Source organism: Streptomyces sp. NPDC026672 (assembly GCF_040638185.1).
In the GTDB taxonomy this organism is placed as follows: Bacteria; Actinomycetota; Actinomycetes; order Streptomycetales; family Streptomycetaceae; genus Streptomyces.
The window spans coordinates 118,932-142,989 of sequence record NZ_JBEZXS010000019.1 but is presented as its reverse complement, the minus strand read 5'-3'; the positions used below and the strand labels follow the sequence as shown (position 1 = coordinate 142,989).

The 24,058-nt window shown below is 69.8% G+C and carries 24 protein-coding genes and 6 pseudogenes; 16 read left to right on the top strand and 14 right to left on the bottom strand.

Features of this window, described 5'->3' with window-relative positions; translation table 11 throughout:
* Positions 1-346: 346 nt before the first annotated feature.
* On the top strand, positions 347-604 hold the full coding sequence (locus AB0F77_RS22935; protein WP_361951556.1) for a hypothetical protein: 258 nt from the start codon (positions 347-349) through the stop codon (positions 602-604).
* A 123-nt stretch (positions 605-727) separates the two neighbouring features.
* Here AB0F77_RS22935 and AB0F77_RS22930 read toward each other — a convergent pair whose 3' ends face one another.
* Positions 728-1,003, bottom strand: coding sequence for a hypothetical protein (locus tag AB0F77_RS22930; RefSeq protein ID WP_361951619.1), 276 nt, complete (start codon positions 1,001-1,003; stop codon positions 728-730).
* Here AB0F77_RS22930 and AB0F77_RS22925 point away from each other — a divergent pair.
* The 3 genes from AB0F77_RS22925 to AB0F77_RS22915 all read left to right on the top strand — a co-directional run bounded on the left by AB0F77_RS22925 (position 982) and on the right by AB0F77_RS22915 (position 3,192).
* A complete protein-coding gene (locus AB0F77_RS22925) occupies positions 982-2,013 on the top strand; it encodes a homoserine O-acetyltransferase (protein ID WP_361951608.1) in 1,032 nt (343 codons plus the stop codon). The two genes, AB0F77_RS22930 and AB0F77_RS22925, sit on opposite strands and share 22 nt — an antisense overlap.
* A gap of 315 nt (positions 2,014-2,328) precedes the next feature.
* Positions 2,329-2,412 carry a putative leader peptide gene (locus tag AB0F77_RS22920; protein ID WP_361951606.1) on the top strand — a complete coding sequence of 28 codons (84 nt, stop codon included), beginning with the start codon at positions 2,329-2,331 and terminating at the stop codon, positions 2,410-2,412.
* 216 nt (positions 2,413-2,628) lie between these two features.
* A complete protein-coding gene (locus AB0F77_RS22915; protein ID WP_361951553.1) occupies positions 2,629-3,192 on the top strand; it encodes a winged helix-turn-helix domain-containing protein in 564 nt (187 codons plus the stop codon).
* Positions 3,193-3,421: 229 nt separating this feature from the next.
* Here the strand turns inward: AB0F77_RS22915 and AB0F77_RS22910 are convergent, their stop codons facing one another.
* A complete protein-coding gene (locus AB0F77_RS22910; RefSeq protein WP_361951550.1) occupies positions 3,422-3,664 on the bottom strand; it encodes a hypothetical protein in 243 nt (80 codons plus the stop codon).
* 213 nt (positions 3,665-3,877) lie between these two features.
* On the opposite strand from AB0F77_RS22910, the gene AB0F77_RS22905 reads away from it, so the two are divergent.
* Entirely contained in the window at positions 3,878-4,381 is a 504-nt protein-coding gene (locus AB0F77_RS22905) for an AAA family ATPase (protein WP_361951548.1), read from the top strand.
* Between the two features lie 150 nt (positions 4,382-4,531).
* Positions 4,532-4,673 (top strand): annotated as a pseudogene (locus tag AB0F77_RS22900) (ABC transporter permease subunit); the annotation flags it as partial.
* A gap of 635 nt (positions 4,674-5,308) precedes the next feature.
* Here the strand turns inward: AB0F77_RS22900 and AB0F77_RS22895 are convergent.
* Positions 5,309-5,815: a cupin domain-containing protein gene (locus AB0F77_RS22895; RefSeq protein ID WP_361951545.1), complete on the bottom strand. Its 507-nt coding sequence runs from the start codon at positions 5,813-5,815 to the stop codon at positions 5,309-5,311.
* Positions 5,816-6,014: 199 nt separating this feature from the next.
* Here AB0F77_RS22895 and AB0F77_RS22890 point away from each other — a divergent pair.
* The 8 genes and pseudogenes from AB0F77_RS22890 to AB0F77_RS22855 all read left to right on the top strand — a co-directional run.
* Positions 6,015-6,720, top strand: a pseudogene (locus AB0F77_RS22890) (hypothetical protein).
* Positions 6,721-7,193: 473 nt separating this feature from the next.
* The gene (locus tag AB0F77_RS22885; RefSeq protein ID WP_361951542.1) at positions 7,194-8,756 is read left to right on the top strand and encodes an ABC transporter substrate-binding protein; all 1,563 of its coding nucleotides are present in this window, start codon (positions 7,194-7,196) and stop codon (positions 8,754-8,756) included.
* Between the two features lie 45 nt (positions 8,757-8,801).
* The gene (locus AB0F77_RS22880; protein WP_361951539.1) at positions 8,802-9,590 is read left to right on the top strand and encodes an ABC transporter permease; all 789 of its coding nucleotides are present in this window, start codon (positions 8,802-8,804) and stop codon (positions 9,588-9,590) included.
* A 36-nt stretch (positions 9,591-9,626) separates the two neighbouring features.
* Positions 9,627-10,967 (top strand): LLM class flavin-dependent oxidoreductase, encoded by a 1,341-nt coding sequence (locus AB0F77_RS22875; RefSeq protein WP_361951536.1) that lies wholly within the window; start codon positions 9,627-9,629, stop codon positions 10,965-10,967.
* A gap of 10 nt (positions 10,968-10,977) precedes the next feature.
* Positions 10,978-12,714 (top strand): FAD-dependent monooxygenase, encoded by a 1,737-nt coding sequence (locus AB0F77_RS22870; protein ID WP_361951534.1) that lies wholly within the window; start codon positions 10,978-10,980, stop codon positions 12,712-12,714.
* A 20-nt stretch (positions 12,715-12,734) separates the two neighbouring features.
* Positions 12,735-13,565 carry an LLM class flavin-dependent oxidoreductase gene (locus tag AB0F77_RS22865; RefSeq protein WP_361951531.1) on the top strand — a complete coding sequence of 277 codons (831 nt, stop codon included), beginning with the start codon at positions 12,735-12,737 and terminating at the stop codon, positions 13,563-13,565.
* Between the two features lies 1 nt (position 13,566).
* A complete protein-coding gene (locus tag AB0F77_RS22860) occupies positions 13,567-14,322 on the top strand; it encodes an alpha/beta hydrolase (protein WP_361951529.1) in 756 nt (251 codons plus the stop codon).
* 56 nt (positions 14,323-14,378) lie between these two features.
* A pseudogene (locus tag AB0F77_RS22855) lies at positions 14,379-14,537 on the top strand (FMN reductase (NADPH)); the annotation flags it as partial.
* A gap of 225 nt (positions 14,538-14,762) precedes the next feature.
* Here the strand turns inward: AB0F77_RS22855 and AB0F77_RS22850 are convergent.
* Positions 14,763-15,572, bottom strand: a complete 810-nt coding sequence (locus AB0F77_RS22850; protein ID WP_361951526.1) for a LysR family transcriptional regulator — start codon at positions 15,570-15,572, stop codon at positions 14,763-14,765.
* Between the two features lie 197 nt (positions 15,573-15,769).
* Here AB0F77_RS22850 and AB0F77_RS22845 point away from each other — a divergent pair, with 197 nt between their 5' ends.
* A complete protein-coding gene (locus AB0F77_RS22845; RefSeq protein WP_361951523.1) occupies positions 15,770-16,255 on the top strand; it encodes a nuclear transport factor 2 family protein in 486 nt (161 codons plus the stop codon).
* Between the two features lie 122 nt (positions 16,256-16,377).
* Here AB0F77_RS22845 and AB0F77_RS22840 read toward each other — a convergent pair.
* The 3 genes and pseudogenes from AB0F77_RS22840 to AB0F77_RS22830 all read right to left on the bottom strand — a co-directional run.
* Positions 16,378-16,963, bottom strand: a pseudogene (locus tag AB0F77_RS22840) (transposase); the annotation flags it as partial.
* Positions 16,938-17,876, bottom strand: coding sequence for a DUF6192 family protein (locus AB0F77_RS22835; protein WP_361951520.1), 939 nt, complete (start codon positions 17,874-17,876; stop codon positions 16,938-16,940). The gene AB0F77_RS22835 and the pseudogene AB0F77_RS22840, both read right to left, overlap by 26 nt.
* Entirely contained in the window at positions 17,851-18,264 is a 414-nt protein-coding gene (locus tag AB0F77_RS22830) for a hypothetical protein (RefSeq protein WP_361951517.1), read from the bottom strand. The genes AB0F77_RS22835 and AB0F77_RS22830 overlap by 26 nt, the downstream gene beginning before the upstream one ends.
* A 172-nt stretch (positions 18,265-18,436) precedes the next feature.
* Here AB0F77_RS22830 and AB0F77_RS22825 point away from each other — a divergent pair, with 172 nt between their 5' ends.
* A complete protein-coding gene (locus AB0F77_RS22825) occupies positions 18,437-18,580 on the top strand; it encodes a hypothetical protein (protein ID WP_361951514.1) in 144 nt (47 codons plus the stop codon).
* A 214-nt stretch (positions 18,581-18,794) separates the two neighbouring features.
* Here AB0F77_RS22825 and AB0F77_RS22820 read toward each other — a convergent pair.
* The 7 genes and pseudogenes from AB0F77_RS22820 to AB0F77_RS22790 all read right to left on the bottom strand — a co-directional run.
* Positions 18,795-19,119, bottom strand: a pseudogene (locus tag AB0F77_RS22820) (hypothetical protein); the annotation flags it as partial.
* Between the two features lie 82 nt (positions 19,120-19,201).
* Positions 19,202-20,581, bottom strand: a complete 1,380-nt coding sequence (locus AB0F77_RS22815) for an LLM class flavin-dependent oxidoreductase (protein ID WP_361951511.1) — start codon at positions 20,579-20,581, stop codon at positions 19,202-19,204.
* Positions 20,578-21,951, bottom strand: a complete 1,374-nt coding sequence (locus tag AB0F77_RS22810) for a hypothetical protein (protein ID WP_361951508.1) — start codon at positions 21,949-21,951, stop codon at positions 20,578-20,580. Before AB0F77_RS22810 ends, AB0F77_RS22815 begins: the two co-directional genes overlap by 4 nt.
* A complete protein-coding gene (locus tag AB0F77_RS22805) occupies positions 21,951-23,147 on the bottom strand; it encodes a membrane dipeptidase (RefSeq protein ID WP_361951505.1) in 1,197 nt (398 codons plus the stop codon). Before AB0F77_RS22805 ends, AB0F77_RS22810 begins: the two co-directional genes overlap by 1 nt.
* A 258-nt stretch (positions 23,148-23,405) precedes the next feature.
* Entirely contained in the window at positions 23,406-23,576 is a 171-nt protein-coding gene (locus AB0F77_RS22800) for a hypothetical protein (RefSeq protein WP_361951616.1), read from the bottom strand.
* Between the two features lie 85 nt (positions 23,577-23,661).
* Positions 23,662-23,778, bottom strand: a pseudogene (locus AB0F77_RS22795) (alkene reductase); the annotation flags it as partial.
* Between the two features lie 33 nt (positions 23,779-23,811).
* Complete coding sequence (locus tag AB0F77_RS22790) at positions 23,812-23,976, bottom strand: helix-turn-helix domain-containing protein (RefSeq protein ID WP_361951502.1); 165 nt, start codon at positions 23,974-23,976, stop codon at positions 23,812-23,814.
* Positions 23,977-24,058 lie beyond the last annotated feature (82 nt).

The following is a 24,058-nucleotide window of genomic DNA, read 5'->3' as shown; positions in this document are numbered from 1 at the left end:
ACCACCTGAAACTCCCGGCCGCCGACCACGAACGATCGATCCGCTGATCCGCTGGTACGCCCACGTACTCACCTACCAGAAACCCACCGAGGTCATCAAAACCGGACACCTGACGGATGCCTACCCGCGCCACCCCCACAGCAGCCCGGACCTCGCCCTGCGGCTGGACCCGGAACACACCCACCGCACCGCCGGCTTCGAGTACTTCGTCATCGCCCTCCCCGACCTCACGACGATCCAGGCCCTCACCGACGCCCTCACCACCAAGGCGGAGAAGCACGCCGACGTCATCGAAGCGGCCTCCGGCTGAATGCCACCCAGACTGCACGACCCCGACAACGCGGCGATGACTTACATCGCACCGGCCGACGCACCGGACGCCAGCGACGTACTCACCTCACTGATGCAACTGGGCCCGGTACTCGGCGTCGCCGTCTACGCATCCGTGTTCCTCTCACTGGCTGCGCATCACAAACCCCACCCGACAGCAGTCGCCGAGCACGACACACCGTTCCTGGTCGCCGGAGGAAGCATCGCGGCAGCCGCAGCGGTCGCGGGCACGCCCGCCCTGACCCACCGACACCACAAGCGGCTACTCACCTAGCAATACAGTCCCTCCGCGGGGCACCAGTCGCTCACGTGCCTCCCTGACCCACCACCGCCGGAGCATGACCGCCACTCCTGCAGACCATCAAACTCCGCGCCGCCGGCGCCTGAGTGCCAGTGATCAGCTGCCGGCACCGGACGCCTGGGCCTCCCAGGCGTAGTACCCGGGCCCGAGAACGCTGTCCACCTGCGCAACATCGACCTCACCGCCATCCTCGTCAACAAAAGCGAAATGCACGCGCCAGTTCGTCTTGCTGTCAACGAGCACCGAGAAGGGGCCGTAGCCATTGGGGCAATTTACGTTGCCCCACTCAAGGAACGCACCGACCTCAAGGCGGACCTGGAGGCAGGCTTCCGTGCGGCGAAGGGCGCGTCCTGAACACCGTACTGGCGACATCCGAGGTCCCCCTCCCGCCGGCCTCCGGGGCCTGGCGGGAGGGGTACCCTCCGGGGCGCCGCCAACGGCACGTACGGGAGAAACCGCTGCCGCTCGAAGCCGGAGGTGAACTGCCCGGTGTGCGGCTCGCGTTCGAAACCTGGGGACGGCTTGCACCGGACCGGTCCAATGCCGTACTCGTGCTCCACGCGCTCACCGGCGACAGCCATGTCGCCGGTCCGGCCGAACCCGGTCATCCCACCCCAGGCTGGTGGGACGGGCTCGTCGGGTCCGGTCTGGCACTGGACACCGACCGCTGGTTCGTCGTCGCTCCCAACGCGCTGGGCGGCTGCCAGGGCAGCACCGGGCCGGCGTCCTTCGCACCGGATGGACGCCGCTGGGGTGGCAGCTTCCCTTTCCTGACACAGCGTGACCAGGTGGCCGCCGAGGCGGACCTGGCGGACGCGCTGGGCATCGACCGCTGGGCACTGGTCGTCGGCGGGTCGATGGGCGGAATGCGGGCGCTGGAATGGGCCGTGTCGCATCCGGAACGGACGCGGGCGCTCTTGCTGCTCGCCACGACTGCCGCAGCGCGCGCGGAGCAGATCGCCTGGGCGAACATCCAGCTCCACGCCATCCGCGGCGACCCTCACTGGCGCGGCGGCGACTACCACGACGCCGGCCCCGGACTCGGCCCGCACGCGGGACTCGGCCTGGCCCGTCGCCTCGCCCACGTCACCTACCGCAGCGAGCCGGAGCTTCAGGTCCGCTTCGGCCGCACGCCGCAGGGCACGGAAGACCCCTGGACCGGCGGCCGGTACCAGGTCGAGTCCTACCTCGACCACCACGCCGCCAAGCTCGTGCGCCGCTTCGACGCAGGCAGCTACCTCACATTGCCCCAGCAAGCGGAGTTGGCGGCCGGGATCCCTACAGCGGATCACGTCCGGGTGGTCGAATCCCCGTACGGTCACGACGGCTTCCTCATCGAAGTGGAACAAGTCGCCGCGCTCGTGGGCGAACTCGTCGGCTAGACGGCCCTGGGCGGCCGCGTGGGCTCGCCCTCCGGCCCTCGCCGGACTACCGGTCACGACTAACTACGTCGTCACTGTCGTCATCTTGTTCCTCATCACAGCCCGACGCCCTGGCCGCGCCCGCCGTTGCACCGGGTCCTCCCGAAACCGCCTCATGGCGCACGTTCTGATGCCCTGTCCGAACTGACCGCCGCTGTTCGGACCACTGCGTCAACCGCCACTTCCAGCAGCCCCGCTCAGTGAGATTCCCCACTATCCCTACCGATTCAGTAGGGAAACGTTGACGCCGTCGATGCGCTCACCCACCATGGGGCCATGTCCCGCGCGCAGCTGCCTCTTGTACGCCGCCTGCACGTCGACTTCCGTCGAGTGGCCAGCGCCGTCTGCCGACGCGGCTAGGAAGCGACCGGCGCTCTGGGGCGCACCTGGTCGACCATCGCTTTCCTCTCCTTCGACTCGTAGGTCCAACAGGTGGCTGAGCCGTCGCCGGGCCAGGTCTCCAGCGATCTCCCATCGAACAGTGCCTCCGGCTCGTCCGGGTTTCTATCTATCTGGCTCGACGCCTCGACCTGCCCCCCTATACAACTCCCCCTACGCCGAGAAGGAACTACAGCCATGGCGTCGACACCCTCGCCTCACCTCACTCTGCTCCACGCCTCACCGACCACCCCTCGTCGCCTGCATCTTGTGTATGAAGACACGCAAGAAGAAGGAGGGGACCGCACACCTCCCGACGACGGATCACCGCTCGTCGGCTATCTGGTGTTCCTTCCCAAGGATGTCGACCCGGCCGCCCTTTTCGCCGACGCAGGGCTGCGGCCACAGATCCACCCGGTCACCTCCGACGCCGTACCGCTCCCGACGCACACGCAGGACCAGCCGGCCTCGGCTGGCAACCCGATCCGTATCGACACCGAACGCCATGTCGCCGAGCTGGAGGGAAAGGAACTCGACCTCACTTACCTGGAGTTCGCCCTGCTGGCCCGGCTCGTGATTCATCCGCATCGGATCCATACACGCGAACAGTTGGTCGAGCATGTGTGGGGACACCCTCACCTGGGGGACGGACGCACCGTCGACGTGCACATCGCACGTCTGCGCCGAAAGCTGGGCGCGGTCCACCGGCAGCGGATCGTCACCGTGCGACGCGTGGGGTACAAGTACGTACCCGCGACCTGAGACGGCCGTCCGGGACGGTCCCGCGATCGGGACACCCGTCGGTGGTAATCCGGGTCCTCAGTGGTAATCCGGGCTTCGTGAGACGCGGCGGCGGTCCGCCTGCGCGACGCCGAGCGCGTCCGCAGGGCAGTTCGCCGCACCCAGCGGGCCCAGGGAGCCGGCCGTCCAGCATCTTCCGACACGGGCACATCCATACCGGAAAGGTCTGCTCACGTCGGTATCAGCCGTGTCACGGGCCGTTACACAGCGAGGCAGGGTGTGCCGCCGACCGCCGTGCGTACGCCCCCATGTGGGGGTGCTCGGTGATGCGGTGCACCGGGGTGGCGTCCAGGCGGAGGCTGTGCGCCGCGTCCAGCTGCACGAGCGCCGCGCGCAACTGGGCTTCACCCAGAGTGAGTTCACCACCCAGCACGTGCTCCCCGGAGTCGAACCTCCGCTCCGGCGCATTCAGCGTGCGCAGCAGGGTGGCCAAGACGGTGCCGCGTGCCGCCAGTTCGCCATCGGACTGCCCGACGCGATGGGCGGCCCAGGTGATGCCCTGGGGGATGCGACCGACGTACTGCTGTATTGCGGCGCCGCCATTCCGGCTCCGTTCCGCGGGCGGTCCGCGATCTGCACGAACTTTTCGTGCGCAGCGACCAGGCGCACTGCGCTTCTTCGCGACGGCTGACGGAGGGATGCTCCTGTGCTCATCGTCATGGGTGACCTGCCCGGTACCGGCAAGACCACGCTCGCGCGTCTCCTGGCGGCCCGGATCGGTGCGGTGCATCCGCGGGTCGACACCATCGAGCAGGCAATCGTCAGTTCCGGGATGGCCCGGCACCCGGTTGGTCCCATGGGCTATGCCGTGGGATATGCCCTGGCCGAGGAACATCTGCGGCAGGGGCTGACCGTGATCGCGGAATCGGTCAATCCGCTGAGGGTGACGCGTGACGCCTGGCGGGACACGGCCGTCGGGACGAGCGCTCGTGTCATCGAGGTGGAGGTGGTGTGCTCGGATCCGGCGGAACACCGGCGCCGCGTAACCTCGCGGTCGACCGACATTCCAGGCCTGCCGCTGCCGGACTGGCAGCAGGTTGTCGACCGGGAGTACGAGCCGTGGGACCGTGCGCGCGTCGTGGTCGACACCGCGGGACAGAGCCCGCACCAGTCACTGTCTCTGCTCCTCCGTGGCCTGGCATCGGGCTGACGGGTGCCGGGCGGCCGTCTGTGCAAACGCACCCGGCTCGGCCAAGTCGCCACATACATACGGTGGTTCAAGCACCTCGATGTCGGAACCGGATTCGAGGAGGCGGCGCGGCGTCGGGCCACGAGCGGAGAGTTGCAGCGAAGAACAAACGCACGGGCCAAGGGCGCCGGGCGCCGGCGTTCATCTGCGGCATGCGCTGCGCAACACGTCGCTGCCCGCGCTGACGGTCGCCGGTCTGCTGGTCGGGCAGTTGATCGCCGGCTCGGTAGTCGTCGAGACAGTGTTCTCACGCGCGGCCTCGGACAGGTGACCCGGAGCTGCGCCTGGAGCTGCCGTACGAGTTCCATCGCGAGGAGTACGAGCAGATCCTGCACGACGTACGGCATCTGATCGCCCCCGAGCTGGGCCGGCGCCCCGCTCCCCCGGCGTTTCCGAGGACGGGTCGGTGAGTCCTGTTCCGGAGGACCCGGTCCGGCCGGAGATGCACCCCGCGAGCCGTTCGCCCAGGCACACCGCCTCCATGGCGCCTGGGAGTACGAAGCGCTCACCGCAGTCGTCCACTACGGCATGGCTCCGGCGGCACCAAAATTGGTAACGTCAGGAGGCCGAGTCGCCACAACTGGTCACGGCGTCGTAACGGCAGGGCGGTCCGCCGGCAACCGCAGCCCGACATCTGTACCGCGGTGGTCGGAGAAGCGCAGCGCCTGGCCAGGTGCACTCCATAGCTCGACCGTCAGGGCGTCAGCGGCCTGGCGCACGCGATCGTCGTCGGCCACTTCCACGTCGTCCGGCTCGCCGGCAAGAAGCTCTCCACGGTGGAGTGCCGCACCACCTCCGAGATCCAGGCCGACGCGGACACGCCACCGACCCGGAGCAGACGGCCGGACGACGGCCTGCGCAGGGGGCAAAGCACGCCGCGAGTCCTCCTCAGGACTCCCCTGCCCTCAGCGCATACAGCCCCGGAAGGTTCACCACGATCGCCTCCTGCGTGCTGCGCGCGATCACCACCACGGCTTCATCGGCCGGGTCCGGGTTCTCTTCGCGGTGCGGCACGAACGGGGGGACGAAGATGTAGTCCCCCGGGGAGGTGCACAGGCGTACCTCCTCCGGCTCCGGGCCCGTATCGTCGAGGAAGACGAACTCGGGGTGTCCGCTCACCACGTAGATCGCGGTCTCGGACTCGCCGTGGTGATGGTCGGAGGAGGAGGTGGAGGGGGCTACGTGGGTCTCGCCCATCCACAACTTCTCGGAGCCGACCATCTTGCCGCTCACCGCAGCGAATCTGCGCATGCCGCCGCTCTGTGCCGTGTCACCGTCGAGGGCGTCGGCGCGGATGTGGTGCAGACGGGAGCGCAAGGGGGCTGCCGGCTGTCCTGCGACATCGTGAAGATGGGGGTGGAAACCTTCGCCGGGGGCTGTCAACGGCTCGCTCATGGTTGGGGACGCTAGAGCCGCTACGAAAAGGATGTCAAGAGATGTCCATTCAGCTTCACCTGCGGCAATGTTCATGCAATGTGTGAGGCGAACCGGGTGAACCGCCGGCCGGACTCGACTACCCCGGTCCCGCTTCCAGCCTCCCAGGGGTGTGGCGTCGTATCGAGGCCGAAGCCGCCGCCTTCCCGAGGCCAATCCCCTGTACCCCTGGGCGCCCGGGGTTCGGAACACGTGTTCCGTCGGCTCCGCGCGACGCTCGCGGGGCAGGTCCATTGGCGTCGGGCATACCGCATCCTCTTCGACGACGGCTCAGCGCCCGACCTGGCGGCGGAAACCGCCTGGTACGCGCGCTACGTCGAGGACATCAGCGCCCACACCCGTGCCCCGCGGGCCGTCCACCTGCGGCGCGTTGCCGCGAGTTCGTTGCTGGCCTCGCTGGTCGCCAAGGCGGCCGGGGCGCAGGGCGCCGGACGCGGACGGTCGGGTGCTGCGCCGGCTGGGAGAGAGTGTGTTCGTGCTCGGGGAGCCGGCGGGCACCTCCGCCCTGGCGGTGTCCACGGCCTCGGGTCTTCCCGGCCTGGATGTCGGCCGGCTCGCGACCGACGCGGCGTCGGCGGATGTGCTGGAGCGGGCGCGCGTCGACCGGATCGAGGCGCGCCAACCGGTCGACGAGGTGCTGTCGGTGCACGGCTGCGAATCGCCTCATCACAGCGCCGCCAAGGAGGACCCGACGGTCAACACCGGTACGCGCTGGCGACGTTGCTGGTGCGCGGCGCCGTCGGACACCGTGCGGTGCCGGCCGTGTCGACACCGGCAACGGTCCGCTATGGCCGTACCCCGAGGAGGCCACAGTGCACCCCCGCGGTCGGCCGCGGCGCTCCCTCCGCGACCGACCGGTCCTCTGAGCAGCGGTCAGAGGCCGTCCCGCCGAATGAGATACCAATTGGTGTCCATTGACAGCCGCCGACGGTGGGCCCCAGGATGTGGAACATGCTCACGACGCACCCCGGTGTGGTGTGCCGCTACGTGGACCTGCGGCGCACCTGTAGCGCTCTCTGTCGCTGACCCGCCGCCCGCGACCCACAGGCGCCTGACTCCGCTCCCGTAGGTACCGGCGCCCGCCGCCTCGCCGACCGGCGCTCCGTCCGCTCGCGGCGCGTCGTTCGCGCCTCGCCGCCTTTCACTCTGCCTCCGTATCCCGGTCCCCTCTGCGCTCCGCCGACACCTGTCCTGGGCGTGGTATGCCGTCGTGCCCCGCGAAGCCGCACCGGTATGCCCGTCGTCCCGGTGCGTGTGGCGTCCGGTGTCCGGGTGCGCCGCCCCTGCTCCCCCTCCGCCGCCCCGGCGCGGCCGGGAGCTCTCGAAGAAAGAAACAAAGATGTCCGGACGACTCACGCCACGCAGAAACAGGGCGGCCTTCCGGCCCGGTCGACTGCGTGCCGCCGCCCTGGGGGCCGCTCTCGCCACCGTGCTGGTCCCCACGCTCAGCGCCTGCGGAGGGGACACCTCCACGGCCGGCGGCAGCGCCACGCTGAAGTGGGCCTCCTCCTACTTCCCCACCCACTGGGACCCGGTGGTCAGCGGCAGTGGTGCTCAGTTCCGCGAACTGGCCCTCGTTTATGCCTCGTTGACCCGTACCGACGCGAGCGGCAAAGCCGTGCCAGACCTGGCCAAGAGCTGGGAGTACAACGCCAACGGTGACGAGATCACCTTCCATCTGCGGCCGGGCCTGAAGTTCAGCGACGGAGAGCCGGTCGACGGCGCCGCCGTGAAGGCCGCCATCGAACGGGCCAAGAACCAGAAGAACTCAGCGCTCTTCGGCGACCTCACCTCGATCAAGTCGGTGGACGCCGAGGGGCTGGACGCGGTGCTCCACCTCAGTCAGGTCGACTACCAGATCCCCCAACTGCTCGGTGAGCGCGTCCTGCAGATCGCCAGCCCGAAGGCGGCGAAGTCCCCCACCAAGCTGGACCAGAACCCGGTCGGTGCCGGCCCGTTCATCGTCACGCAGCTCGTGCCGGGCACCAAGGTCCTGTTGCGGAAGAACCCGGACTACTGGGACGCCAAGGACATCCACATCGACAACGTCGAGCTGACCTCGGCCCCGGACGCGTCGACGGTCGTCTCCGGGCTCCAGACCGGTGTCTACAACTTCGCAGACATCCAACCCAGTCAGGCCGAGGACGCCAAGAAGGCAGGGCTCGACGTGTTCGTCCAGCCCGGCTTCAACGCCAACAACATCAGCCTCAACATCAACAAGGCGCCGTTCAACAACGACAAGGTCGTCGACGCGGTCCGCTACGCGATCAACCGCCAGGAGTTCGTCGACAAACTCACCTTCGGCTACGGCTCGGTGACCAACCAACCGTTCCCCAAGGGGTACGTGGCCTACGACCCGCAGTCCGCGAACGACTACGCCTACGACCCGGCGAAGTCCAAGAAGCTCCTCGCCGAGGCCGGTTACAAGGCAGGCCAGATCAAGCTGAACCTCGTCATCCCGGCGGAGGACCCCCAGGCGGAGATCGTCCAGTCACAGTTGGCGAAGGTCGGCATCACCGTCACCATCAAGATCAACAAGAACTGGGCGACCCCGTTCTTCGCCAAGAACCTGACGTTCTCGCTGTATGGGACGACCGGACGTGACTCGGCCGCGCAGACCCTGACCGCGCACTTCGGTCCGAACGGCCCGCTCAACCTAAGCTCGCCCTACAAGCCCGCCGGCTTCGAGGCGGCCATCGCCAAGGTCCGGGAGACCCCGCTGGACTCGCCCGACTACGCGAAGGTCCTCCAGGCGGCGACCCGGGCCGGACTGCAGAGCAAGGCGCTGGTCTTCACCTACTCGTCGCCCAACCTCATCGCCAAGAGCAAGTCCGTCTCCGCCCTGCCCAGGAATCCGGCCCACATCGACTGGACCGGTGTGACCGTCTCCGGCGGCAACTGACCGTCCGCCAACTCGCAGGCAGTCCACACAGAGAGGGGGCAGACCATGACGACGACGGAGGCACCGGCCACACCGGCCGACGTCCGTCACCGGGGCGCCACGACCGGGGCGCGGCACACGCTGGGCCGCGTCCTGGTCACCCTCGCCCGGTCAATCGCGATCTTCGTGCCCGTTTACCTGATCGCGACGTTCATGACGTTGGCGCTACGGTCGCTGAGCGGGCTCGGTCCGGCGCGGATCCAGCCGGGCGAGGAAGCGACTCCAGAAACGATGGCGAGAGTTGAAGCACAGTGGGGCCTCAACCGGCCCTTCCTCCTCCAGTACGTGGACTGGCCGGGCGGCGTCCCGCACGGACGACTCGGCACCAGCTGGACCAACGGCGCCGGCATCTCCACGCTCATCGGCCTCGGCCTGGGCATGAGCCTCGCGATGGCGTTCCTCGCACTGATCACCGGCATGATCACGGTCTTCGCCATGGTGATCTCGGTGATGCCCGCCTTCGTCGTCGGCAGCGTACTGGTCGCGGTGTTCGCGGTGGGCCTGCATGTGCTCCCGTCCACCGGGTACATGCCGGCAGCGCTGAGCAGCAGCCTCATCGCCTACCGCGAGAACCATGCGACCGGCGCGGTCGTCCGGGGGCTCAGCCCACACCGGATCTTCTTCGGGCATGTACTGCGCAACGGGCTCGGTCCGGCGCTCGTCGTGCTCGGCCTGGTCAACCAGTCTCGGCCGAACTACACGCGCCTGCTCGTACGGTCCGCTGCGACCCTGCGCAGCACGGCGGTCGGCCGGGCCGAACGCAAGGTCGTCCTGCGCGCCCTGCTACATGTCTGACACTACGTCAACTCCACTGTCCGAAAAGGAAATACCATGTCCCGAAAGCTCCACCTTGCCCTCCACCCCTACGGGGTGGGCGGTCCCGGCCAGCACGGTCTGTGGAAGGACCCGCGGGTCGCGAAGAATGCCAGCATCGACGTCAACTACTACATCCGGTTGGCGCAGACGGCCGAACACGCCCTGTTCGACGCGCTGTTCATCGTCGACAGCCAGTTCATCAACGCCACCTATCCGGCGCACTACCTCAACCGCCTCGAACCACTGACCCTGTTGTCGGCCGTAGCCACCCACACCAAGCACCTCGGCCTGGTGGGCACGGCGAGTTCGACGTACAACTCGCCCTTCAACCTGGCCCGCCGCTTCGCCTCGCTCGACCACATCAGCGGCGGGCGGGCCGGGTGGAACGTCGTCACCAGCTTCGACACCGGCGCGGCACGCAATTTCGGGCTCGACGAGCACCCTGACTACTCCACCCGCTACGGCCGGGCACTGGAGTTCGTGCAGGTCGCCCGGGGTCTGTGGGACTCGTACGAGGACGACGCGTTCCCGGCTGACGTCGAGCGGGGTGTGTTCCTCGACCCGGCCAAGCTGCACGCACTCGATCACGCGGGCGAGCACTTCAAGATCGCGGGCCCGCTGAACCTCTCCCGCTCCCCGCAGGGCCAGCCGGTGGTCTTCCAGGCCGGTGTGTCCGAGGAGGGCCGTGATCTCGCCGCGCAGGTCGCCGAGGGCATCTTCGCGCCCGGGGGCAGCCTGGAGCAGGCGCGGGACTACTACGCCGACATCAAGAAGCGCACCGCCGCCTACGGCCGCGACCCGGACCACGTCAAGATCCTCATCCACGGCGGCCCGGTCGTCGCCGCCACCGACGAGGCGGCGCGCCGTCGGGAGCGGGAGATCTTCGAGGAGGACGACGACTTCGACCGCAACCTGGCGCTCCTCGGCCGCTCCTTCGGGGCGTACGACTTCAGCGTGCACGACCTGGACGCGCCCTTCCCGGATGTCGCCCACCTCGCCGAGAAGGGCGGGCGCACGGGGGCCGCGCAGCTCATCGAACAGGCCCGGAGCGAGAACCTGACCTTGCGCCAGGTGGCGGAATCCGTGAACCAGTTCCGCCGGTCTCCGTTCGTCGGGGACCCGCGGACCGTGGCCGACGCCATCCAGCAGTGGTTCGACGCCGGCGCCTTCGACGGAATCAACCTCGCCTTCCGCACCGAGGAGGAACTCGACTACTTCATCGACAGTGTCGTACCGATCCTCCAGAAGCGCGGCCTGTTCCGTACCGCGTACGAGGCCGACACCCTGCGCGGCAACCTCGGCCTGCCGGTCCCGGCCAACCAGCACACCCACAAGCGCCGCCTCGAGAACGGCTGAGGCCCGCGCCATGAACGAACTGTCCGCGACCGGGGGCCGGGACGTCCACACCGTCCGCTTCCCCACCACGACTCCCCTGCCGGCGGTCGACGTCCTCGTCGTCGGCGCGGGCCCGGTGGGCCTCGCGGCGGCCGTCGAGCTGACCTCGCGGGGCGTGCGGACCGCCGTGGTCGACCGCGCCCGCGCCGCGACCCTGGTGCGGGCCGGTGCGATGGGCCACACCCCTCGGGTCGTGGAGCATCTGCGGCGCTGGGGGCTGCTCCAACGCGTCCGGGACGCGTGGACGTACCCGCCGGAGTGGCACCGGGGCACCAGGCTGGTCACGTCCCTGGCCGGGCACGAACTGGCGCCGGTGCCCGCCCCGTCGTTCACCGACCGGGCGAGCGCCGCCGGACACTCGTCGGACGAGGCGCTGCGCCGTCCGCAGACCGTGTTCCAGCGGGTGTTCCTCGACCATCTGACGGAGCGGGGCGTACCTGTGTCCGGGGGCTGGGAGTTGACCGGTCTCAGCGAGGATGCGGACGGTGTGGACGCGCAGGTCGTGGACGTCGGATCCGGGCGCTCGCACACCATTCGGGCCGCCTATGTCCTGGGCACCGACGGGGGCCGCAGCACCACCCGCCAACTGGCCGGCGTCGACCGTACCGGGGAGCGCGCCAACGAGAAGCGGCTGCGTCTCATCGTCCGCACCGGCGACATCTCCGACCGGGTGGGACCCGCGCCGAGTGCCACGAACATCGTCGTCAACGACCGCGCGTCCGGCTTCCTGGCCGCCGTGAGCACCCGTGAGTGGCGGGTGTACGCCGGCCCGTATCCGCTCGAACACGAGCCCGCCGAGGGCGAGTTGCTGGACATCGCGCGGGCGGCGTTCGGCCTGGACATCAAGCTGGACCTGGTGTCCGCGACGACCTTCTACCACGCCACCCGGATCGCGCAGACGTTCCGCCGCGGCCGGGTCCTGCTCGCCGGTGACGCCGCACACGTGCGTACGCCCGGCGGCAACCTGGGCGAGGGCATCGGTGACGTCGTCAACCTGGGCTGGAAGCTCGCCGCGGTCCTCGACGGCCATGCCCCGCCGAGCCTGCTCGACTCCTACGACCAGGAGCGCCGCCCGCACAACTGGCGCGTCGCCGACCACTCCCTGGAGCGTGCACGCCGCACGCAGACGACGCTGGCCGAGATCCGGGCCGGCGGGATCCCCGACGACGCCGACCACGGCGACGAGGCTGTACGGCGGCGGGCCGAGATCGGCGCACGCCTGCGCCGGGACCGTTCCGGCAGTGACGGCGTCACCTTCGACGAGCGGTACGACTCCTCGGCGGTCGTCTGGTACGAGCCCGGCCAGCTCGCCGCCGAACCCCCCTGGCGCGCCGACGTCTACGAGGACGACCCACGCCCCGGCCACCGCGCTCCCGACGGTCCCGTCGACCCGCACGGCGGAACGCTCTACGACCGCCTCGGCGCCTCCTTCGGCCTGCTGGTCCTCACCGAGGACCGAACCGTCGAGCAGTCCTTCACCGCCGAAGCCGCTGCCCGCTCCCTGCCGTTCACGATCGTCCACCTCACCGACCCGGCCGCGCGTGCCGTCTACGGCACCACCAACGTCCTGGTCCGTCCCGACCAGCACGTGGCCTGGCGCGGCACCCGGCTGCCCGGTGCCGGAGCCGGTGCCGTACTCGACCAGGTGCTGGGGTGGATCGGGTCTTCGGCGCCGCGTACACCGGCTCCGGCCACCACCACAGCCTGACACGGAGAGGCCACCACCCCATGACAAGCGAGAGACCACGCCTCCGGCTCGGCACCGCCATCAGCGTCCTCCCGCTGGAGGATCCGGTCCGGCTCGCCGAGGACATCGCCACCGTCGATACGCTCAGCGGGGGCCGCGTGGAGTTCGGCGCGGGCAGCGGGTCGAGCGGTCTGGAGTACGCGGCGTTCGGCAAGGCCGCGGCCCGCAAGCGTGAACTCACCAGCGACAACCTCGACATCGTGGCCCAGGCCCTCGACGGCCGCGAGGTGGGCGCCCCCGGCTTCCGCATCCAGCCCCGGCCCGGCGACTTCAACGACCGTGTCTGGCAAGGGGTGTTCAGCGAGCAGGGGGCGGCGTTCGCCGCGCGGAGCGGTTCGAACCTGCTCCTCAATCGGGCCGCCTACGGCTACGACGCCCCCACCGACGAGGTCCAACGTCCCTGGGCCGATGCCTACTTGGCCGCCTGGGACCGGCCGCACCGCCCGCGCATCGGTCTGTCCCGCTTCGTGTTCCCGGCCAAGGACCGGCGCACCGCGCTCGCGGCGATCGGCGATGACGTCCACCGGGCCGCGCTGCGCATGGCGGAGCACGGCGCGTTCCCCAAGGGTGTGAACGCGGACGAGGCGTTGCGCCGCTTCCACTCGTTCTTCGGCCATCCCAAGGAGATCGTCGCGGCCCTCGGGCGGGAGAAGGTGCTGCCCGTCGCGACCGACCTGATCACCCAGTTCAATCCCGCCGTCCCCGACCACGACGCCACGATCCGTGCCCTCGAGCTCATCGCGACCGAAGTGGCACCCGCGTTGGGCTGGAAGCCCGCGCAGGCGGCCGAATCCGCATCCGCAGGAGTGTGACATGACCCAGTACAGCGACCACTTCGGCCCAGAGGGCCTCCTCGTCCGCGGCACGGTCCTCGTCGTGCCCGGCCGTGGCGAGACCCGGGCGACCTACGCCCGCTTCGGCAGGCGGCTCGCCGCCGACGCCTACCGAGTCCGTGTGATCGACGCCCCCGACCTCACCACCGAGGACCTGACCTCCCTCGCGGCCCGCCTCACCGAGGCCGCCGAGAACACGACAGCCGAGGAGGGGGCCGTAGGCCCCCTCGTCCTGGTCGGGGCCGACTCGGGCGCCGCCGCGATCGCCGCGCTGCTCGCCCGGGAAACGGCCCGCCAGCCCGACGCCGTGGTCCTCGCTGGCCTCCCAGGCCGCGCGCCCGCGGCCACCCCCGCCGCCGGCACCTGGGACGAGGAACTCGACGTCCGCACCTCCTGCCCCACCCACCGGAGCACCCTCACCCAGGACCCCGAGGTGCGCCGCGGCTCCCTCGACGACGCAATACCGGACGCCGTGCTCGCCGCCGCGTACAACAGCGACGCCGACGTCCCGGCCCTGCTCCTGGTCGGCGACGCCGACCCCCTCGCCGACCACGAGGCGCTCGCCCGTACCGCCAAGTCCCTGGCCCGGGCCCGCCTTTCGGTCGTCCACGACGCCCACCACGACGTCCTCAACGACCTCCAGCACCGCACGGTGGCCGCCGAGGTCATCACCTTCCTGGAAAACCTGCGCAACGACCTGCGGCCCCTGATCACGGTGCGGTCGAGCGCCTGGTGAGCATCGCGCCGCCCGCTCGTCACGCCGTCTGAACCCCGACTCCGGAAGGTCCCGCCATGGCCTCGATCCTGTCCGTCTCCGGAAGCCCCTCCCCCACCTCCCGCACCACCCGACTCCTGCGTCACCTGGACGACCGGCTCCGCCTCCAGGGCCATGACGTCACCCCGCTGGAGGTGCGCACCTTGCCCGCTCAGGCGCTGCTCGGCACCGACTTCGGGTAGCGGTCGCGGGCCGAGCAGGAGCGCGTCTGTGCAGGTACGGATCGCTGCTTTGGCTGAAGTGGGCAGTCAGGCTGGACGCGGAACTCGCCAGCTGTCGCACCGGGGAAGTCACCGTGGCCGGTCGGCCAAGTCGGCTCGTCCTGGCCGATCGTGAATTCCTCGATGCCCAGCGATGGCACGCATTCACCACCGCCCATGCAGGACGTCGAAGACCTGGTCTCAGGTCGGGAGATCGGTGTCGGCAGCGAGTAGCCTGGCGCGCCTCGCGAAGGTGGTGGCTGCCGGCCGGGCCAGGTGATTGGGCCACCCGAGCACCAGCACGGTCGTCGGCAGATCACTCACCGGAACGGCGACCACCCCCGGGATGAGCCGCCGTGCCGTGGCCGATCCCGCAATGGTGATCAGCTTCCCGAGAGCGACCCGGTCGAGGATCTCATCGAGTCCGACGGGCGGGCAGCGCTCCCGCCACCGAGGATCGATCCGCAGTTCGTCGGTCATCACGGCCGTGCCGTCGGCCAGTGCATGGTCGGCGGGAAGGAGCGCCACGGGATCCTCCCAGCCGACCTCGGTGGTCTCCAGGCCGCTGAGATCGTCGGTCTCCCGACACAGCAGCGCCAAGTCGGCGAGGCCGTGGCGTACCGCAGCGGCCTGATCGTGGGTGAAGACGATCTCGGGCTGGTGTGACTCGGCCGCCGACAGCAATCGTAGGAGCAGGTCGGTGCCCATGCCTGGGCGTACCGCGAGCGCGAGGCGGTCGCCCTCGGCGGCTCGCCGGGCACGTGCTGTGACTGTGTCCAATTCGCGCAGCAGGCGCCGACACTCCTGGCTGACCACTTCCCCGGCGGGTGTCAGCACAACGCGCCGACTGGTCCGCTCCAGCAGCCGTACCCCGATCCGGCGCTCCAGACGGGCGACAGCACGCGACAGCGGCGGCTGCGTCATACCGAGCCGCTCCGCTGCCCCGGTGAAGCTCAGTTCCTCAGCCACAGCCAGAAATTGCTCCATCTCACGGGTCTCCATGCGATCCATACTCCAAGAGTATGGCAGCAGGCAAATGGTTCCCACAGCACTCACCAGGCACTCTCTGGCGGGTGTCTTCTCTGATCAGCGCGGATCCCTGCTGACTGGCCATCCGGACCGACCGCACGGGGATCGATTCCTTTTGAGTATGTGTTCATACCCAGGTGATCATTGTTCCGGCCGACCCTGCGCGGTGTACTAGGCCTATGACTGACCGCGAAGAAATCATTGAGGTTCTGGCCCGTTACGTACGCGCCAACGACACCCGCAACGGCTCCGCCCTGGGCACGCTGTTCACCGAGGACGTACTGATCGAAGTGTTCCAGCACGACGGCAGCGGTGGGCGCGTCGAGCTCGCGCCTCCCACCCGGGGCCGGGACACGCTCGTGCACATCTACGACCACCTCATGCCCCCGCACGAGCCGGGCAACTGGAGCCACCACGTCACCTCGGACCATCTCGTCACGGTTGACGGTGACCGTGCCCAGGTGAACGCGCAGTTCATGATGTTCCGCGTACGCGGGGCGGAGCAGCCGGCCGGCGGTTGGCCCGAAGGCACCCGCGGCGCCCAGGGGACCATCACCCCCGAGGAAAGCGGCTACTACGAGACCGATCTGGTGCGCGAGGGCGGTGGATGGCGTATCGCTCATCACCGTGTCCTTCACGACATCCCGTTCGTCATTCCGTCCTGAGTGCCTGAGCTCGATATCGAAACCGGTGAGAGGCCCGGCCTTGGGTGGCGTGTCGGGTGGACAATGCGGGCATGGCGCCGACCGCGGTCCCTCGACGGACGTGACGGCTGCGGGTCGCTCCGGAGAGACCGTTCAACGACCCAGCGGCGTGGCAGGACGATGAAGCCAGGGGTGTTCGGTGGGCAGCGAACTGTTTTGGGGGTGATGTTCAGGCGGTCCTTCGCCCAGGTCACGAGCTGTCCGACATAGCCGAAGTCCGCCCAGACGATGGCGATCGGGGTGCATCCCGACCAGGTGCCGCTTGCGCCCGTTGATCTTCTTCGCGCCGTCGTAACCGCGCGAGTCCCGCCCGACGGTCTCGGAGGCTTTCACGCTCTGGGAGTCGACGACCACGGCGAGGGCCTGCGGGGTTTTGCCGGCGGAGAGCCGGACAGCGCGGCGGAGGTGGTCGCGGATGAGGCCGATGACGCCGGCGGCGGCCCAACGGCGGGCGAATCCGTAGATCGTGCGCCAGGGCGGGTAGTCAGCGGGCATCGCCCACCACTTGATCCCGTTGCCGACGACATAGCGGATGCCTTCGACGATGTCGCGGCGGGGCCAATTCTCCGGCCGGCCCCGGCCCATCTCGCAGGCCGGAGGCGGCAGCAGAGGCTCCAGCAGGGTCCAATCGGCGTTCGTCATGTCAGAGGGGTAGCGGTATCGGCGCATCGGAGGATCGTCGGGGTCCTGGCCGATCCGTGTGGACCGGGGCCGGCCAGGACCCCGGTCCTCTCCGGTCGTTTCGGCGTCCCCGGAGGCGAGTGTTCAGCCGCTCTGCGAGGCCGCCATCTCCAAGGTGGCCTTCACCGCTTCGATCTGGGTGCTGAGGTAGTTCGCCCACTGGCTCTTGGGGAACAGGGCCAGGTGCGGCCCCAGCGTGCCGGTGATCATCCGCTTGAACTGGGTGAGCTTCTCGCTGACCCAGGCCCGCTCCCACTCCTCCAGCAGGGCGATCTGGATCAGCTCGGCATGACGCTCCGCTCACGTCCCGCAGCTTGGGGACCGCCTGGGAGGCTTCGCGCACGAACCGGTGGATCGAGCCGAGCAGGTCGACGAAGTCCTCGGTCGGCTCGATCCGCCGGATCGCCGGCGCGACCGGCGACTTCCGCCGGAATGCCTTGGCTTGCTGGCGCGAGCGTTCGACCTGGGCCTGGTTGACCGCCAGCCGGGCCCGGTCATCAGCCGCCACCCGGGCGGCGATCTCCGGCCGGCGCAGCACGTCAGCGGCCGGCTTGGCCGCCGCGAGGTCGTCAGTGACCACGTGGTGCACAGCCTCCACGCGCTGCTCGGGCGTTCGGGCATCGTTCAGGGTGCGGCGCACGTCGGTGTCCTGGAGCAGACGCGCCGCCACCGCGGGCCGCCGCAGCACGTCCCGCGCCGCGGTGACCACGACGCCCTCATCGAGGGCCAGGTCGTGGATGCGTTCCACCTTCTCCTGGACCGTCCCGGGACGCTCCGGCCGGTGGCCGGCCCGCTTCTTGGCCAGGTCCGTCGTCCACCGCCGCACCCCGGTGACCTCGTCGACGGGCACCTTGTCGATCGCGGCGAACCGCTCCTCATCGTCGGGGATGTCGGCCAGCACGGCGTGGACCTTGTGGGGAGACCCCGTCGCGGCGTCGGCCGGCGGGCCACCGGTGCGAGGTGAACTGGTAATGCAGCACCGTCTTGAGCGACAAGCCGATGTCGGCGGCGTAGATCTGCAACGAGGCGTTCACCCCGAACAGCGCGTCCGAGGCCGGCGCCGATCCCCCGACCGGCCGCACCGGCTCGATCTCCAGCGCGTGGTCGCCGATGGTGAACATCGCCCGGCCGATCTGGGTGACCAACTGCCGGTCACCGGAGACGATCTCGTCGTAACGGCGCCGGGAAACCTGTCCGACTTTCTCTTCCGAGATGGGGAACACCACCCCTTTGTCCGAGGCCGGGTGCGGCACCAGGCGCCGCGAGGAACCCACCGCCCCTTGCTCCATACGGAGGGTCCCCCCGCAGCAAGATCGTCAACAAGACGCGACGTCAACTCCAAATAAACCGGCGCGAGTTGGCCAATCGGAGCGTTCATATCAGCGTCACTGTGACGCTGTTCCGGACGCTTCCTGTCGCTGTCGCCAGGCTCTCGTCCGGCACCGCGGCGAGCAGTAGACCGTGCCCGGCGGATACTCCACCCCCGGCATCCACCGCGTCCCGCACGACGGACACTCCGCGGCGTCCCCGGCCTTGGCCAACGCCACCGCCCTCGCCCTCGCCCTCGCCCGCACCCGCACCCGCACCCGCACCCGACGGGCCTGATGCCAGTGCCTGGAGCGACACACCGCGGAAGAGAACCGGGCTCGCGGGCCGACGTCCGGCCGAAGCCGTTCACCACAGACCGGGCAGTACCGGACCACCGCCCGGTCATCACCATCGGTCACCACTCCAGGCCAGGCCCACCAGAAGATCACTTCAGCGACTTCGAAAAACGGGCACTGAGCGGGGCTGGTAGCGGGCGATGATCCGGTGCTCGGTCCGGCTGGTGTTCCGGGTCTCCGAAGTCAGGGTTGGTGCAGTCCGGGCTGCCGAGGCTCGGGCGCGTGCCCGCGGAGGGCCCGTCGTTCGGGCTGCGGAAACCCAGGCTGGTAGCCGCATTTCGGCAGCCGGGCCGTCGGCGGCGACGGTGGCGTGCGGTGCAGGGTGGCCGCCGTACCGGGGGGGGCGGCGAGTGATTCCCGCAGGAAGGGCAGGATGCCGCGCTCCAGCAGGGCTTTGCGCCAGACCTGCCTGGCCCGGGCCACCTCCTCGCCCAGTTCTCCGTACGGGTCGGCCTCGAGCGAGGGCTGGCTTCGCTGGGCAATGCGCGGCAGGGGCACGAGCGCGTGGGTCGCGACTGCTGTCCCACCGCAAGACCCGAAGTGGGGCCACTCCGCCTCACCGTCATCCTTCGGACGCTCCGACAACCCCTCCCGATGGGTCCGGTTGGATCGCCTCGGTGGGGCCGCTGAACGCCGACGTAGCCACCTCAATGCCCAGATTGCCGCGTAGGGTGGTGCTCTCGTACCGGCTGCGGAACAGGCCCCGGCGCTGGAGTTCGGGCACCACGAGGCGGACGAAGGCGTCGAGGTCCTGGGGCGCGAGGGCCGACATGACGTTGAAGCCGTCCGCCGCGCCTTCGGTGAACCACTCCTCCATCACGTCGGCGACGTCGGTCGCGGTGCCGACCGCCTCCAGATGGCCGTTGGCTATCGCCGTGGCCTGATAGAGCTGACGTATCGTCAATTTCTGTTCGCGCGCCATCCGCAGCCACAGCCGACGGCGGCTCGGCACTCCGGGGTCGTCCTCCAGGTCGGGAACGGGACCGTCCAGGTCCCACTGCGACAAGTCCCCGAGGAAGAGGGCGAGATGGGCCAGACCCAGGTGCGGGTCGATCTGCTCCCGCAGCTCCCGGAGCCGGTCGTGGGCGGCGGCCCGGGTCTCGCCCAGTACGGGCAGGATGCCGGGCAGGACAAGCAGGCCCGCCGGGTCACGGCCGTGGGCAGCCGCGCGCTGCTTGACATCCCGGTAGTAGGCCTGGGCCGCGGGCAGTTCGTTCTGCACGGTGTAGACGATCTCAGCGGTGCGCCCCGCCAGTTCGCGGCCCGCCGGAGAGGCCCCGGCCTGGACGACGACGGGCCGACCGGTCGGCGTACGGGGCACGTTGAGGGGGCCGTCGACGCGGAAGTGGCGTCCTCGGTGATCGAGGCGGCGCACCTTCGCGGGGTCGAAGTACCGCCCTGTCCCCACGTCGTGGACGAAGGCGTCGAAGTCCCAGCTGTCCCACAGGCCGGCGACCACGTCCACCGCCTCCTCGGCGCGCCCGTACCGCTCCGTCTTCGACGGCATGGCCGCCAGCCCGTGGTTGCGGGCCTCCTCCGGCAGGGTGGAGGTGACGACGTTCCAGGCCGCCCGGCCGCCGCTGATGTGATCGAGCGAGGCGAAGAACCGGGCGATGGTGTAGGGCTCCTGGAAGGTGGTGGACATGGTGGCCGCCAGTCCGATGTGGCGGGTCAGCGGCGCGAGCGCGGCCAGCAGGGTCAGCGGTTCGAGATCGGTGACCGTGCTGGCCCGACCGAGTGCGCCGCGCGGGACGTCGTACATCGCGGCGGCCAGCCGGTCGGGGATGAACAGCAGGTCGAACAGCCCCCGTTCGGCGATCTCGGCCATCGTCCGGTACAGCGCGAAGTCCGCCACCGGCGGCACTCCGGGGATCATCCAGCCGCTGGCGTGGTAGCCGAGGCCCTTGACCGAAGCGGCCAGTCGGATCCGACGGGTGGTCATGCCCACTCCCTTTCCGCACAGTCGGTGCGAGCGGCCGGGGGCCGGAACGAGCCGGAAGGCCGCACGGGCAGGGGCTCCACCGTCTCGGCGGCGGGCTCCGCGCACAGGGCCAGTGCATTGCTCGTGCCGGCGTGCACGATGTCGGCGGTGCCGGCCAGCACCATCGCCCCGAGGTAGGTGCCCAGGGCGCACAGCACGCTCAGCTTGGGAATCCGGCCGGTCACGCCCTGGTACTGCGCGTCCCATGCCGCGTCGCGGGCGTCCAGCGCCTCCTGCACGATCCAGGTGCGGCCGGTCGCGGACTGCTTCCGTGCACGTGCCAAGGCGTCACCGGCGCGCGGCGACAGCCGGTCGAGGAGGTGGATGCCGGCGCCACCGCTGCCGCGGTACACGTCGTGGCCCGCGTACTTGAGGAAGTACGGCGTCTTTGGCAGGTCCGCCGCGAAGGCGCGGTGCGGGACCACCTGCCCGTCCGGCATCTGCACTCCATCCGCCTCCAGGACCGCCGTGTAGGGGAACAGCGACCGGTCCGCGTCGGAGAAGAAGTCCCGGGTGAACCGCCAGAACGGCAGCGCGGTCGTGATCTTGCTGAAGAACATGGCGTTCAGCGAGGGGTCGTACAGATACGGCTCCCGTGCCGCACGCGCCATGTGGCCGAACGGATGCTGCTCGGTGAACAGGCTCGGGAAGGAATGGGACCGGATGTGCCGTACGTCGTCGGGGCCCACGCCGGAGTCGAGGCCGTAATAACGGGCCCCTGCGGCGCGCGTGCGCTCCACGAAGTAGCGCACGCCGGTCTGGCCGGTCGCGGTGTCGGTCAGGTACAGCACGGCCGGTTCGTCCGTGCCCACGGCCCGCCGGAGGGCGTCGACGTACCGGTCCGCCACCGTGGCGGCATCGGGGGCGGCGCCGGGGTGGAAGGCGGCGGCGTGGTCTGCGAGCAGCAGGTACTCGCCCCAACCGGAGCCCGGTGCCTGGATCTCGTACAGACGGCCGTCGAGCGACTCGTCGGTCCGGTAGCTCCACGGCACGGAGGCGGCTGCCGCCCCGAGTGAGCGGTGGAAGTCCAGCCCCAGATGTGCCGGGAGGTCCCCGTACAGTGCGCGGGCCACCACGGGCGGCACCTCGTCGTCCAGGACGGCCCGGTAGACGCGCAGGCAGTTCCGGAAGAACGCGTCCACCGCTCGCGGCCGGTCCCGGGACAGCCGCACCCGGGCAGCCGACGGGTGGAAGGGCCGGGGCGCCGGTGTCAGCGGCACGACGGCGCGTCTCCCGAGCCACGTGCGGAGGTGCGTCAGCAGCCACACCTGTTCCCGCCGGGCGAGCCACGGTGCGTCCGCGTTCCCGAGTCCGGCATCGAGACCGGTCATCATCGGCCGGTCCCCCAGATCCGCTCCAGGACGCGCAGCACGTTCCCGCCGAGCACGGCGGCGATCGATGCGTCGTCCCACCCGTCGCGCACCAGGCAGCGCACCAGCGTGGGGAAGCACTCGCCCGGGTTCTCCAGTCCCCGGACGTAGTCGGTCGGCGTGAAGGGCGGACCCGCCGCGTGGAAGGCGGCCAGGCCCAGCGTGCCCGCGAGTTCGGCGTGGAGGGCGACGTGGTCACCGAAGAAGGTGTCCGGGCCGAAGGCCACGTGCTCGACACCCACCAGGTCGACGCAGTACCGCAGGTGGTCGAGGACCGACTCCACGTCGTGCCGCGGGTGCGCGGTGCTGAGGGTGGTGTGCGGCGCGGCTTCCAGGCCGATGAGTCCACCGCGCGCGGCACACGCGGTGATGACCTCGTCGGGTTTCATCCGCCGGGTGTTCCACACGGCCCTCGCTCCCGCGTGGGTGATGAGCACCGGGTGCTCGCTCGCGTCGATGACGTCCAGGGTCGTACGGTCACCGGCGTGCGACACGTCGATCGCCATGCCGAGGTGGTTCATCCGCCGCACCGCCCGGCGTCCGAAGGCCGTCAAGCCGTGGTCGACCGGGGCCTGCAGTCCGTGACCGAGGGCGTTCTCGGCCTGGTAGACGACTCCGAGTTGACGCACTCCGAGCCCGTACAGCACGTCGATGCGGTCGAGGCTGCCGGCGATGGACTCCGCGCCCTCCAGCCCCGTCACCAGGGCGAGGCGGCCGGAGGCATGAGCCTGTCGGATGTCGGCGGTGGTGCGGGCGTGCCGGACGAAGTCCTGATGGGCGAGGTCGCACAGGCGCATACCCAGGTCGGTAACGGTCTCGTCCCACGACCATCCGGGTCCGCCCACGTTGTCGAACACGGCGCTCATCCCGGAACGGGCGAGCCCCGCATAGCCGAGGGCCACCCGTCCCGAACGCTGGTAGGCGCGCAGCTGCGACAGGTCGGCGGGGAGCCGGAAGGGATGGTCGTGCAGCGAGACGACGAGGCTGTCGGCGAGGAGCGCGGTGGCGCGCTCCTCCTGTCGCGGGGTGAGGCCGACGTCGTACGCCGGCAGGCGATCGACGTCCGGCGCCAGCGCGAAGGGCGACGGGGCGGCGTCGGGCTCCAGATAGGAAAACGCCTCGTAGTCATGGAATTCGGAGGACAAGGGTGAAGTCATGCAGTCATCTCCCGGACAAGCACTGAGGACCGCGGCAGGATGTGCGGCGGCCCGATGGGCGACTGGTCTGCGCGGCGACCATAGTGGCTCAGAGGAACACGTTCTTCTCCTGCTGCGAGTGGAGACAGCCCTCCGTCTTGAGCACGGCGATCCCCCCCGGCCGGGTATGTGGTGTACCTCGTGGAGCTGCCCGTACCTCCGGGCAGCTCCACGAGTGCTTTACCCGTCCGCACGGCAGGTCAGTGGCGGGGCGGGGGCTCAGGCATCGACGGTGGGGAAGTCGGTGCGGCCGGTCGGGTCGCCGCCGTAGTACAGGTCGGGGCGGTCCGTGTTGAGGGGAAGTCCCTCGCGCCGGCGCCGTACGAGGTCCGGGTTGGCCAGAAAGGGGCGTCCGACGGCGACGGCGTCGGCGAGGCCCTGGGTGAGCATGGCCGCGGCGGACTGGTCCGTGGAGGCTCGGTGAGATGCGGATGCCGACCCGCTCGGGTCCGATGGCCTCTGCCACCGCCCGCGTGACCTCGATGACGAACCGCGCACGTGCCTGGGGGCTGCCGCCGTAGCCGTCGGTGCGCAGGTTGCTGTTCCGGTCGAGGAACTGGTGCAGCAGGTAGCCGTTGGCGGCGTGCAGCATGCTCTGCGCAGTAGTCCTGCAGAGTCCGCACCTCTACAGACCATGCTTGCTGCCGAAGGCGCTGTACAGGCTCTGCGATGCCACTCCAGTGGCATCGCAGAGGTCCTGCATGCTGGTCGCCGCGTAGCCGTCGCGCCAGAACTGTCTGCGTGCGGCGAGGAGAACCTCGCGCTCATCGAATTTCCTGGGGCGTGCCATGGTGCGAGCGTAACTCATTATTGGTTGCCCGACCAGAAACCAGGTATGCTGCGAGCGTTCTTGGTCGAACGACCAATAATGA